The organism is Nocardia sp. NPDC050713, assembly GCF_040654315.1.
GTDB lineage: Bacteria > Actinomycetota > Actinomycetes > Mycobacteriales > Mycobacteriaceae > Nocardia.
This window is the reverse complement of the sequence record NZ_JBFAHS010000015.1, coordinates 59,837-73,733: the sequence shown is the minus strand read 5'-3', so window position 1 is coordinate 73,733 and position 13,897 is coordinate 59,837. Positions and strand designations below refer to the sequence as shown.

Here is a 13,897-nt window from a genome sequence, read left to right as displayed (position 1 = left end):
CTAGGCATCCTCCTTCGTTGTGCCCGCGCCGCCGTCGAGCTGCCGGTTCAGCACCGGTCCGATCACGGCGAGCGACTCGGGTGCGGTCATGGCCGAATGGCGGCAGAGCAGTTCGTGGTCGTGGACGGTTCCGGTGACGAACGGCTCCCACGCCGCCGCGCACCGTGCCGGATCGGCCTGGTTGATCTCGTCGGCCGCGGCGGTGAAGAACAGCACGTCGCCATCGAAGGTGCGCGGCTGGAAGCCGTGCGCCAGCTCCGTGCCGTTGGTGTAGCCGGTGTACAGCCGTTCCAGGTGCTCGACGGTGAGCGCCGCGAACGCGCCGGGGCGCGAGCGCAGCAGTTCCGCCGCGTCGAGCAGGCTCATCGTGGGATCGAGTTCGACGTCGTCGCCGAGGTCGCTGCCGAACTCCGCGATGATGTCGGCGACGCCCGGGATGGCGTGTTCGAGCAATTCGTCGGAGAGCTGGTAGCTGTCCATCATCGCCAGCAGCGCCACCTCGTCGCCGGACTCCTGCAGCCGCACCGCGATCTCGTGCGCGATGAGACCGCCGAGCGACCAGCCGAGCAGGTGGTACGGACCTTCGGCCTGCACCGACTTGATGTGCGCCACGTAGTAATCCGCGGCCTCGCCGATGGTGGCGAAACCCTCCTCCCCCGCGACGTGCGGTGATTGCAGCCCGTACAGCGGCCGGTCCGGCGACAGGTGCGCGAGCAGACCCGAATAGCACCAGGACAGCCCGATCGCCGGGTGGACGCAGAACAGCGGAGCCCGGCGTCCCGGAGCGGTCGGCCGGATCGGCAGCACCGCGCCGAGCGCACCGGCCATCGCGGTGGCCGCGCCGTCGGAACCTGCCAGCCGCGCGGCGATAGCCGCGGGTGTCGCCTCGCCGAACATCACCTGCACCGGCAGGTCGATGCCCTCGGCCCGCACCTGGGCGACAACCTTCGTGGCCAGCAGCGAGTTGCCGCCGAGTTCGAAGAAAGCGTCGTCGGCGCCGACCCTTTCCACCCCGAGCACCGATTCGAAGGCCGCGCACAGCACCGCCTCGACCGGGTTGCTCGGCGCCCGGTAGCCGCCGGACGCGCTGAACACCGGTTCCGGCAGCGCCTTGCGGTCGAGTTTGCCGACCGGGCTCAGCGGGACCTCATCGATGAGCATGATCGATTGCGGCACCATGTAATTCGGCACCAGCCCGGCCACGTGCTCGGTCAACTCGGCGGCGCCGACCTCGGTTCCGTTGCGCGGCTTCACATACGACACCAGCGCCGTGCTGCCCGCGGGCGTGCGATAGCCGATGGTGGTGGCGAACTCGACCGCGCGGTGGCGAGTCAGCGCGGTGTCGATCTCGCCGAGCTCGATACGGAAGCCGCGGATCTTGACCTGGTGGTCGGTGCGGCCGACGTACTCGATCTCGTGTTCGCCCTCCGCCGCGCCGGACCACCAGCGCACCAGGTCGCCGGTGCGGTACATGCGCTCACCCGGCTTGCCGTACGGGTTCGCGACGAACCGCAGCGCGGTCAGTCCCGGCCGATTCAGGTAGCCGCGGGCCAGCGCGCTGCCCGCCAGGTGCAGCTCACCGGTGACGCCGACCGGCGCCGGATGCAGCCTGGCGTCCAGCACGGTGGCGGCGACGCCGCGGATCGGACCGCCGATGGTGATCGGCCCGTCGGGCTCCATGGGCTGGGAGATCACCGTGACGATGGTGGTCTCGGTGGGCCCGTACGCGTTGTACAGGTTGCGACCGGGCGCCCACCGGGCGACCAGATCGGGCGGCAGCGCCTCGCCGCCGACCAGTACATGCGCCAGATCGGTGACACCGGTCGGGTCGACCGTGCCGAGCGCGGAGGTCGTGATGAACGCGTGGGTGATCCGTTCCTCGATGAACACCTGTGCCAGCTCCGCGCCGCCGACCACTCCGGGCGGGGTGATCACCAGCGTCGCCGCGCCGCCCAGGGCGAGCAGCAGGTCCAGCATCGCGGCGTCGAAGCTCGGCGTCGCGAAATGCAGCACGCGGCAACCGGGTTGGACGTCGAAGCGCTCCGCGGTCTCGGCGGCGAAGTTGGACAAGCCGCCGTGGGTGACCATCACGCCCTTCGGGGTGCCCGTCGAACCGGAGGTGTAGATCACGTACGCCGGGTTGTCGACCCGCAGCGGGCGCACCCGCTCCCGTTGCACGATCGCCTTGTCCGACGCCGCGAGCACGCCCGCGCGGAACTCCGCGTCGTCCAGCACGATCCACTCGACGCCGTCGGGCAGCTCGTCGCGGTACTCGGCGAGCGTGATACCCAGCGCCGCACCGGAATCGGTGAGCATGTGGGAGATGCGCCCGGCCGGGTACAGCGGGTCGACCGGCACGAACGCCGCACCCGCCTTGGCGACCGCGAGCACCGAGGCGACCGACTCGACCGAACGCGGAATACCCAGCGCCACCAGGGTTTCCGGGCCGACGCCGTGGCCGATGAGCACCCGGGCCAGCCGGTTGGTCCAGCGATCCAGCGCGTCGTAGGTCACCTGCGTGCCGTCCGAGATCAGCGCCACCGCGGTGCGGTCGACATTCGCCGCGGCCTCGAACACGTCGGAGAAGACGATCGGGCGGTCGGCCTCGATGCCGCGCACCGGGGCCAGCCCGGTCCACTCCTCGGGGTCGAGCAGTTCCAGATCGCCGACGGCGGCGGTCGGCGTCGCCGCGATCGCCCCGAGCAGGCGCACCAGGCGCTTGCCGAGTCCGTGCGCGGTCCGCTCGTCGAACAGATCGCTCGCGTAGTTCACCGCGAGGGAGATACCGCCTGGCTCGCGCTGCGCGGTCTGCTCCTCGGTGAGGGTGAACTGCAGGTCGAACTTGGCGATCCCGGTGTCGCCGTCCTCGGCCTCGATGCGCAGACCCGGCAGTTCCAGGCTCCGCAGCGGACGATTTCGCACCGAGAGCATCACCTGGAACAGCGGATGGTGCGCCTGCGAGCGGGCCGGGTTGAGCACCTCGACGAGGCGTTCGAACGGCAGGTCGGCGTGCGCGAACGCGTCCAGATCGGTGTCCCGCACGCTGTGCAGCAGGTCGGTGAACCGCGCGTCCGGATCGAGCCGGGTGCGCAGTACCAGCGTGTTGACGAACATGCCGATCATCCGGTCCAGCGCCGGGTGGCCGCGGCCCGCGATCGCGGTGCCGACCGCGATGTCGTCGGTCGCGGTCATCCGGTGCAGCAGCACCGCGAGCGCGGCGTGCAGCACCATGAACATGCTGACGTTGTTGCTGGTGGCCACCGCCTGCAGCTCCCGGTGGGTGACCGCGTCGATCGCGCATTCCACCGTGCCGCCACGATAGGAGGGCACGGGCGGCCGCGGCCGGTCCGCGGGCACGTTCAGCAGTTCGGGAACACCGTCGAGGGTGGCTCGCCAGTAGTCGAGCTGGCGGCGAAGCACCGAGTCGGGATCGTCTTCGGCGCCGAGCGTATCCCGCTGCCACAGCGTGTAATCCGCGTACTGCAGGGTCAGCTCGTCCCATTCCGGCCGCTGTCCGGCGCAGGCGGCGCGGTAGGCCACGGCCACGTCGACGGCCAGCGGCTCCAGCGACCAGCCGTCCATCGCGATGTGGTGCACGACGAGCACGAGGACGTTGTCGGTCGAGGCGGCGGGCCGGGCCGTGCCGTCCGGATCGGGTTCGTCGGACACGGTGATCAGCGCCGCGCGCAGCGGCACGGACTCGCCGAGGTCGAAGCCCGGTTCGGCGAAACTCCGGACCGCGTCGGCGACGCCGTCGGGGGTGACCGTCGCGACGAACAGCGTCACCGCCGCGTCGGCGGGATCCAGGACCACCTGGGCAGGTTCGCCGTCCAGCTCCGGGAACACCGTGCGCAGCGACTCGTGCCTGGCCTGCACCTCGTGCAGCGCCCACACCAGCGCGTCGACATCCAGTTCGCCGCGCATCCGCAGCACGACCGGAATGTTGTAGGCGCCCGCGCTGCGGTCCGCCGCGTCGGCGACCGGGCCGACTTCGTTGAACCGGTTGAGGAACCACAGCCGGTGCTGCGCGGCGGACAACGGAATCCGGTCGGGCCGCTCGCGCGGCACCGGCCCGGGGCGCGCCTCCGCGCCGGACGGCCCGGACTCGAGCATGGCGGCCAGCTCGGCGACGGTCGGCGCGGTGAAGACGCTGCGCACCTCGAGCCGGGTGTTGGTCGCCGCCTCCAGTCGCGCGACGAGCTGGGTGGCCAGCAGCGAGTTTCCGCCGATGTCGAAGAAGCTGTCGCTGGCGCCGACCGTCTCCGCGCCGACCAGATCGGCCATCACGGAGGCGACCAGCTTCTCCAGTTCGGTCTCCGGCGCCCGGCCGACGGATACGGCCGCGAACTGCGGCTCTGGCAGCGCCGCGGTATCCAGCTTGCCCACCGGGGTGAGCGGGATCCGGTCCAGCACCGTGATGCTCACCGGAACCATGTGCGCCGGAAGCTGTTCCGCGATGTGCGCGCGCAAGGCCTCGGTGTTCACGCCCGCGCGCACATCGATCGGCTGGACGAAGGCGACGATCCGATCGGCGCCCGCGATGTGGCGGACGTCGGTGTGCGCGAACCGCACGCTCGGGTGCCCGCCGAGCGCGGCGGTGATCTCGCCGAGCTCGATGCGGAACCCGCGCACCTTCACCTGGTGGTCGCTGCGGCCGAGGTAGACCAGCTCGTTCGCGGCGTTCCAGCGCACCACGTCGCCCGTGCGGTACATGCGGGCGCCCGCCGGTCCGAACGGGTCGGCGACGAACCGCGCGGCGGTGAGGCCGAGTCGGTCGAAATAGCCACGCGCCACACCGAATCCGCCCAGATACAGGTCGCCGGGCACGCCGATGGGCACCGGCCGCAGCCGGTCGTCGAGCACCATGGCCCGCGCACCGCGCACCAGCGTGCCGATGGTGATCGGCGCGCCGACGGTCACCTCGGCCGCCGTGACGACGACCGTCGTCTCGGTCGGGCCGTACCCGTTCAACATCAGCCGCCCCGGCGCCCAGCGGGCCACCAGCTCCGGCCCCCACGCCTCGCCGCCGATCATTAGCGAACGCAGGTGCGGCAGCGGCCAGCGTTCGTTGTCGATGGTGGACAGCGCCGCGGGCGTCATGAACGTGTGGGTGACCCGCTCGCGGTCCATCAGCGCGGCCAGCTCGTCGCCGCCGTAGATGTCCGGCGGGCAGATCACCATGGTCCCGCCCGCACCCACCGCGAGCAGCAGGTCGAACACGGCGGCGTCGAAGCTCGGCGAGGAGAAGTGCAGCGTCCGCGCGTCCGCGTCGACGCGCATCCGGTCGCGGATCTCGTCGGCGAAGTTCGACAGTCCGCTGTGGGTGACCGCGACGCCCTTCGGCCTACCGGTCGAGCCCGAGGTGTAGATGATGTAGGCCAGGTCGGCGATCCGCACGGGCCGCGACAGCTCCGCGTCATCGATCGGTCCGTCGTCCAGCCCGTCGAGCTCCGCCGTCATGGCCGGCTCGTCGAGCAGCAGCCAGTCGGTCGACGCTTCGTCGCCCGCGGCGCGCAGCCGCCCGGCGTGCCCGGACACGCTGACGCCGAACCGGCAGCCGGAGTCGGTCAGCATGTGGCGGACGCGATCGGCCGGGTAGTTCGGGTCCACCGGCACGAAGGCCGCACCGGATTTGGCGACCGCGAGCACGGTCAGCACCGAGTCGATGGAGCGGGTCAGGCCGAGCGCGACCCGATCGCCGACGCCGATGCCGCGCCCGACGAGGGCACGGGCCAAGCGGTTCGAACGCCGGTCGAGTTCGGCGTAGGTCATCGAGACGCCGCCGGACCGCACCGCGTCACGCCGCGCGTGCCGCCGCGCCGTGGCGGTGAAGTACGCCGCCAAGCTGAGCTGCGGCGTGGTGTGCCCGCCGGTCGCCGGGCTGAGCAGCCTGCGCTCGTTCTCGGTGCGGGCATCGATCTCACGGACCAGCGCACGCGGGTCGGCGGTGACCGCGGTCAGCACGCGCAGGAACCGATCGGCCAGCGTCTCGACCGTCTCGGCATCGAAGAGCTCGGCCGCATAGACGAATTCGAAGTCACGCGCGCCGGCGTCACGGGCCGCGACCCGCAGTTCCAGGTCGAACTTGGCGCGCGCGATGTCGAGTTCCTCGGCGCTCAGTGCCAGCTCCGGCAGTTCGAGGGTCGGCGTGGGCCCGTCCTGAACGGTCAGCGCCACCTGGAACAGCGGTCGGTTCGCCCCGGCGCCCGCGACCCGGCCCAGCTCCTCGACGACGCGCTCGAACGGCACGTCGGCGTTGGCCATGGCGGTCAGCTCGGTGTCGCGGTCGGCGCGCAACTGGTCGCTGAACGGCCGGTCCGGATCCACGTCGGAGCGCAGCATCATGGTGTTCACGAACATGCCGACCAGTTCGTCGAGCTTGGTGTCCGTGCGGCCCGCGACCGGCGTGCCGATCACGATGTCGCGCCCGCCGGTGACGAACCGCAGCAGCACGGCCAGCGCCGAGCGCAGCACCATGAACAGGCTGACGCCCTGCTCACGCGCGAGTTCGGCGAGCGCCCGCTGGACCGGCTCCGGCACGGCGAACCGCACGGTGCCCGCCTGCTGGGTCGGGTCGAGCGGCCGCGGGCGGTCGTACGGCAGTGGCAGCTCGGTGGGCAGGTTGGCCAGTTCGGTGCGCCAGTAGGCGAGCTGCGCGCCCGCGACGCTCTCCGGATCGCTCTCGTCGCCGAGGCAGGCCCGCTGCCAGAGCCCGAAGTCGGCGTACTGCACCGGAAGTGGCGTCCACACCGGTGCGCGACCTTCGCGGCGCGCCGCGTAGGCCACCGCGAGGTCGCGGGTCAGCGGGCCGAGCGACCAGCCGTCGGCCGCGATGTGGTGCACCACGATACCGAGTTGGTAGCGCTGAGTAGCGGTGCGCAGCAACGCGATTCGCAGCGGCGTGTCCCTGGTCAGGTCGAAGCCGCCGCGCGCGAGTACGCGCAGCGCGTCCGTCGCCCCCGCCTCGTCGACCATGATCGGCTCCACCGAGGGCAGCGCCCGGCCGATCGGCAGGACCAACTGCTGGGCGCCCGCGCTGTCCTCCGGGTACACGGTGCGCAGCACCTCGTGCCGCTCCACCAGATCGGTGAGCGCGGCGCGCAGCGCGGGCACATCCAGATCGCCGTCGATTCGAATGACGAAAGCGATGTTGTAGGCGCTGGATTCGGGCGAGAATCGATTGAGGAACCACAGTCGCTGCTGCGGCAGCGACAGCGGGATGCGTCCCGGACGCGGAGTGTGCACAGCCAGCGCCACCCGTCGCGTCCGGGGCGCTTCCGCCAATCGCTCGGCGACGGCGGCGACCGTCGGCTCCTCGAACAGCGTCCGCACCGGCAGATCCACACCGAACTCGGCGTGCAGCGCGGCCGCCAACCTGGTGGCGAGCAGCGAGGTGCCGCCGATGTCGAAGAAGCTGTCCTCGGCGCCCTCGACCGGGTGTCCGAGCACGGCGCCGAACACGCCCGCCACCCGGATCTCGGTCTCGGTGCGCGGCGCGCGCGACGGACCTGCGGCCGCGAACACCGGCTGCGGCAAGGCCTTTCGGTCCAGCTTGCCGGACGGGGCGACGGGCAGCCGATCGAGCATCATCACCGAGGCGGGCACCATGTAGCCGGGCAGCTGCTGTCGCGCTGTCTCCAGGATCGCGGCGGGCGTCACGCCCTCCGCGTCCTTCTCCGCCGTCACGTAGGACACCAGCCGCGGGTCGCCGTGGTTGCCGGCGTGCACGATCGTCAGCGCGGAACGCACGCCGGGGTGCGTGCGCAGCGCGTGGTCGATCTCGCTGAGTTCGACGCGGAAGCCGCGGATCTTGATCTGGTCGTCGGCCCTGCCGAGGAAGCGCAGCCGCCCGGCCGGATCGGCGACCACCAGATCGCCGGTGCGGTACATCCTTTCGCCTCGCCTGCCGTGCGGATTCGCCGGGAAGCGTTGCGCCGTCAGGCTGTAACGGCCGAGGTAGCCGCGGGCCAGGCCGGGGCCGGACAGGTACAGCTCGCCCGGCGTGCCCGGCGGCACCGGGTGCAGGCGCCGGTCGAGCACGAACAGGCGCATGCCGCGCACCGGCATGCCGAGCGGCACCGGATGTCCCGCCGCCATCGGTCCCGACGCCGTCGCGGCGACGGTGGCCTCGGACGGCCCGTACATGTTGTGCATGCGGTGCCGCGCCGACCAGGTCGCCACGAGCTCCTCGGAGCACGCCTCGCCGCCGACGATCACGGCCTCGAGCTCGTCGAGACCCTCGTCCGGCACGGTGGCCAGCGCGGCGGGGGTGATGAACGCGTGCGTGACGTGCTCGTCGCGCAACAGTTCCGCCAGCTCCGCGCCGCCGTACGTCCCGGCCGGAGCGATCACGATGGTCGCGCCCGCCGCGAAACCGAGCAGCAGTTCGAGTACCGACGCGTCGAAGCTCGGCGACGAGAAGTGCAGCGTGCGTGCGGAATCCGTGACGCCGAACTTGTGCATCTGCTCGCTGGCCAGCGACGCGATGCCGGCGTGGGTCACCACGACGGCCTTCGGAATTCCGGTCGAGCCCGAGGTGTAGATCAGGTAGGCGGGGTGGCTGGTCCGCAGCGGGTGGTGCCGGTCGGCGTCGGTGATCGGCGCGGTGGAGTGGTGGTCGCACTCGGCCGCCAGTTCGGTCGACCCGAGCACCAGCCAGTCCACGTAGGACTTGCGGTGCCGCCCACGCGGCGCGGGCCATTCGGGTATGGCGGCCAAGCACTCCGGAATGGTCAGGCCGAGAAACGCGCCGGAGTCGGCGATCATGTGCCCGATCCGCTCGGCCGGATAGCCGGGATCGATCGGCACATACGCCGCACCGGTTTTCGCGACGGCCCAGACCGCGGCGATCGAGTCGAGGCTGCGCGGCAGCGCGATGGCCACCACCACCTCGGGCCCCGCGCCGTGCTCGATCAGCACGCGCGCCAGGCGGTTCGACATCTCGTCGAGTTCGCGATAGGTGGTGGCCTGTCCGAGGTAGCGCACCGCGACGGCGTCGGGCAGCCGCTCGGCGGTGGCCGTGAGCAGGCGGGCCAGCGAGATCGAGGGCTCGGCGGGTGCGGCCGCGATGGGGACCAGGTTGTCGGCTTCCCTGCGGTCGAGGATGGCTATGTCGCCGACCGGCATCTCCGGCGCCGCGACCGCCGCGGTGAGCAGGGCGACGAAACGGCGTGCGAACGATTCGACGGTCCGCTCGTCGAAAACGTCCTTGGCGTAGCCGAATTCGGCGGTGAGCGGACCGTCGCCGAAGCTGTCGTGCACCTCGAGCTGCAGATCGAACTTGGCTACGTCGGCCGCGAGCGGCACCACCTGGGCCGTCACGTTCGGCAGTTCGACGCCGAGTTCCGGCGCGCGGTCGTAGGACAGCATCACCTGGAACAGCGGGTGTCGCGCGGCTGACCGCTCCGGGTTGACCACCTCGACCAGCCGCTCGAACGGCACGTCCGCGTTGGCGAACGCGTTCAGGTCGGTCTCGCGGGCAACGTCGAGCATCCGGTCGAAACCGGCCGCCGCGTCGACCTCGGTGCGCAGCACCAGCGTGTTGACGAACATGCCGACCAGGTCGTCGAGCGCCGGATCGGAGCGGCCGGCGATCGGGGTGCCGACCGCGATGTCGGAGCTCGCGCACAGCCGGGCCAGCAGGGTGGCCAGTGCCGCGTGCAGCACCATGAACATGCTGACACCGCGGCTGGCGGCGAGTTCGGCCGCGGCACGGCGAGTTTCGGCCGAGATGGTGAACGCGACCCGGCCGCCGGTGGTGGAGCGGCGCATCGGGCGCGGGCGATCCAGCGGCAGGTCGAGCTGGTCGGGCAGGCCGGCCAGCGCCGAACGCCAGTAGGTCAGCTGGCGGCTCAGCGCGCTGGCCGGATCGTTCTCGTCGCCGAGCAGTTCGCGCTGCCAGAGGGCGAAATCGGCGTACTGCACCGGCAGCGGCGTCCACCGCGGCGCGGCGCCCTCCGCGCGCGCGGCCACCGCCGCCATCAGGTCCTTGGCCAGCGGCGTCACCGACCAGCCGTCACCACAGATGTGGTGCAGCACGATCAGGAACACGTGCTGCTGCGGACCGGTCTGCCACAGGGCGACCCGGATCGGCGCCTGACCGCGCAGATCGAAGCCGTACCCGGCGAACTCGGTGGCCAGCGCGGCCACGTCGGCGCCGATGGCGTCGATCGGATCCAGGGTCAGCGGGATGTCGGCGGCCTGGTGGATCAGCTGGTAGGGGCCGTCGGCGGCTTCCGGGAAGGTGGTGCGCAGGCTCTCGTGGCGATCGATCACGTCGACGAGACCGGCGCGCAGCGCCGCATGGTCGAGCGGTCCGTCGAGGCGGACGGCCAGCGGCATGTTGTACGCGGCGGCATGCTCGGCGAAGCGGTTCAGGATCCACAACCGCTGCTGGGCCAGCGACAGCGGAATCCGTTCCGGCCGTTCGGCGGGCAGCAGCCGCGGCGAGGTGGTGTCGGGGATGTGCGAGGCGAAGCGCTGGGTGAGGGCGGCCACCGTGGACGCCTCGAACAGGTCGCGGATGGTCAGCGCGGTGCCCAGCGCGACGTTGATCCGCGCGACGGCGCGGGCGGCGATCAGCGAGTTGCCGCCGAGATCGAAGAAGCTGTCCTCGAGCCCGATCGCGTCGATGCCGAGCACTTCGCTGAATATCGCCGCGAGCGCGCGCTCCACCTCGGTGCGCGGCGCAGCGGTCACCGGCATCGTCCTCGCGACCAGCGTCGGCACCGGCAGCGCCTTGCGGTCGATCTTGCCGTTGGCGCTGAGCGGTAGTTCGTCGAGTTCGATGACCGCCGAGGGGACCATGTAGGCGGGCAGCGTGCGGCGCAGCGCGGCCAGCAGGGTCTGGGTGTCCATGCGCTCGTCGTCCGCGCCCGGTGCGGCGACCACGTAGGCCACCAGCTCGTCGCCGGTGCGCCCGGTGTGCGCCACACAGACCGCCCTGGTGACGCGCTCGTCGTCCAGCAGCGCGGCCTCGATCTCGCCGAGCTCGATGCGCAGGCCGCGGATCTTCACCTGGAAGTCGGTGCGGCCCAGATACTCCAGCACGCCACGGCCCTCGGCCGTCGGCTCGAGCTGCCAGCGGGCGAGATCACCGGTGCGGTACATGCGCGCGCCGGGAGTGAACGGGTTGGCCACGAATCGGTCGGCGGTCAGCCGCGGCTGGCCGAGATACCCGCGGGCCAGCTGCACACCGGCCAGGTACAACTCGCCGACGACGCCGGGTGGCACCGGTCGCAGCCGCTCGTCGAGCACGTAGGTCTGGGTGTTCCAGACCGGCGAGCCGATCGGCACGGTCTCCGGCGAACTCGGGCACGGCCAGTAGGTGACGTCGACGGCGGCCTCGGTGGGCCCGTACAAGTTGTGCAGCTCGGTGCCGCGCAGCACCGCGTGGAAATCGCGAACGGTGGCGGCGGGCAACGCCTCGCCGCTGCAGAACACCCTGCGCAGGCCGACGCACCCGCGCACATCGGTGTCGGTGACGAACACCGACAGCATGGACGGCACGAAATGCGCCGTGGTGATGCGCTTCTCGGCGATGACGCGCGCGAGGTAGGCGGGATCGCGGTGGCCGTCGGGCGCCGCGATCACCAGACGCGCGCCGATCTGCAAGGGCCAGAAGAACTCCCAGACCGAGACGTCGAAGGTGGCCGGGGTCTTCTGCAAAACCGCGTCGGTGCGGTCGAGCGGGTACTCGTGCTGCATCCAGTGCAGCCGGTTCACGATGGACTCGTGAGATACGCCGACGCCCTTGGGTTTTCCGGTGGAGCCCGAGGTGAAGATGACGTAGGCGAGGTGCTCGGGACGCAGCGGCGCCCACCGGTCGGCGTCGGTGATCGGCGCGGCGTCATAGCCGGACGTGTCCAAGGTGTCGAGCATCAGCACCGGGGTGCGCACCGGAAGCGCCAGCCCGTCGCGCTCGGCGCCGAGCAGGCACACCGGAGCGGCCTGGCCGAGGATGCCGTCGATGCGATCGGCCGGGTGATCGGGGTCCAGCGGCAGGTAGGCCGCGCCCGCCTTGACGATCGCGTACATGCCGACGACCAGTTCGATGCCGCGCCGCAGGCAGAGACCGACGACAGTGTCCGGGCCCGCGCCGCGCGCGATGAGCAAGCGCGCCAACCGATTGGCTTGCTCGTCGAGCTCGCGGTAGGTCAGCGCGCGTCCCTCGAACTCGAGCGCGGTCGCCTCCGGGCAGATCTCCACACGCTCGGCGAACAGCTCGGCCAGCGTGCTTTCCCGGACGGGCGTCTCGGTGTCGTTCCATTCGCGCAGCACCAGTTCGCGCTCGGCGTCGGTGATCGCGCACAGCGACGCCGCCGCGGTCTCCGGCTCGGATTCCAGGAACTCGCCGAGGAAGTCGAGGAAACGACCGTGGTGCATGGCGACCTCGCGGTCGGCGTACAACCTCGGGTTGGCCTCGAAGTCGACGTGGATGTGGCCGGCTTCGCCGTTGTAGAGGTTGATCGAGAGGTCTTCCACCGGTCCGGTGGCGAGCACGTGCAGCGAGCCGGTCGACTCGCCGAACTTCAGCTCGTTGTGGAACAGCATGATGTTGACCATCGGCCCGAAGAATCCGCGCGCGTCCCTGGAGTAGCCGCAATCGCGCCGGATGTCGTCGTGCCGGTAGCGCTGATGCCGCAGGGCGCCGGTGATCTGCAGTTCCGTAGAGCGCACCACGTCGCCCACGGTGGTGCCCGCGTCGAAGCGCAGGCGAATCGGCACCACGTTCGACAGCACGCCCGCCGAACGACGCAGCGCGACGGTGGTTCGCGCCGCGACGGGCAGGCTCAGCACCACATCCGAATCGCCGGTCACCGAGCGCACGTAGCAGGCGAGCGCCGCCACGAACAGCGTCGAGTTGTTCGTGTCGAACGCCGCCATCGCCGCGGTCATGGCGGCGTCGGCGCGGTCGTCGAGCATGCCCATGGCCAGATGCCTGCCCGGATCCGGGGTCGAGGAGGTGACCGCGACGGTGGACAGGCTGAGCGGTCCGCCCGCGCCCGAGAGCTGTTCGAGCCAGTACTCGCGGTCGGTGCGGAACCGGTTGGACTCGCGGTAGGCCGACTCGTCGGCGTAGATCTGCGCCAGCCCGGTCGCGCGCGAGACCGACGGCTCCGTCCGGTTCTGGACCGCGGTGTAGATCTCGGCCGTGCGGGTCAGCGCGTTCATCGCGCCGTAGCCGTCGATCACGATGTGGTGGCCGCGCGAGTACCAGAAATACTCGTAGTCACCGACGCGCAGCACCACGTTGGTTGTGAGTGGATCGTGTTCCAGATCGATGGGAGAGCTGGCGTGCTCGGTCATCCAGCGCAGCGCGGCGCCGCGCGGGTCGGGTTCGTCGCGCAGATCGAAGCGGCCCCAGCCGGGGCGGCGGGACCAGTCGACCATCTGATGGGGAATACCGTCGATCTCCGCCATTCGGACGTGCCCGACCTCGGTCTCGGCACCGAAACGCTCGATAGCGTAGAGCAGACACCCGACGTCCAGATCTCCGTGGATCTCGACGTATTGGGCGATCGTCAAGGGTACGTCGGGCCGAATCCGCTGGGCGTACCACAGGGCCGTCTGCGCTGGGGAGAGAGCGAAGGGTTGTGCCGAAAACTCACCCGAAGTGCATTGGTCGACGCGATCGGTGGCCAATGAACTCATTCATCACTCCGTTCTGCCGCAACTGACGCAACTCCCCGACCCCCCTACGGCGGCCACGCATGCGCGAGCCGTAGGACGTGTGATCCACGCCCTATGATTCGGAGCACCCCAGATGCCGGATGGCCGACGTATTGGATTTGTTTCACATCGAACGACGTTGGCAGAACGTCCTTTTGGCCAGCTACATTTCCGCAAACTTTCGCGTCGAGCGGCGTCGCGGACCACAAACACCGAGGTCCGACGG

Annotated in this window: 1 protein-coding gene; it reads right to left on the bottom strand. The window is 70.8% G+C overall.

Annotated elements, in window-relative coordinates:
- Positions 1-13,653 (bottom strand): amino acid adenylation domain-containing protein, encoded by a 13,653-nt coding sequence (locus AB0H49_RS25670; RefSeq protein ID WP_357254933.1) that lies wholly within the window; start codon positions 13,651-13,653, stop codon positions 1-3.
- Between the last annotated feature and the right edge of the window lie 244 nt (positions 13,654-13,897).

Coding starts and splice junctions, on each gene's coding strand:
- AB0H49_RS25670 (WP_357254933.1), bottom strand. CDS start 13,653: ATGAGTTCATTGGCCACCGATCGCGTCGACCAATGCACTTCGGGTGAG.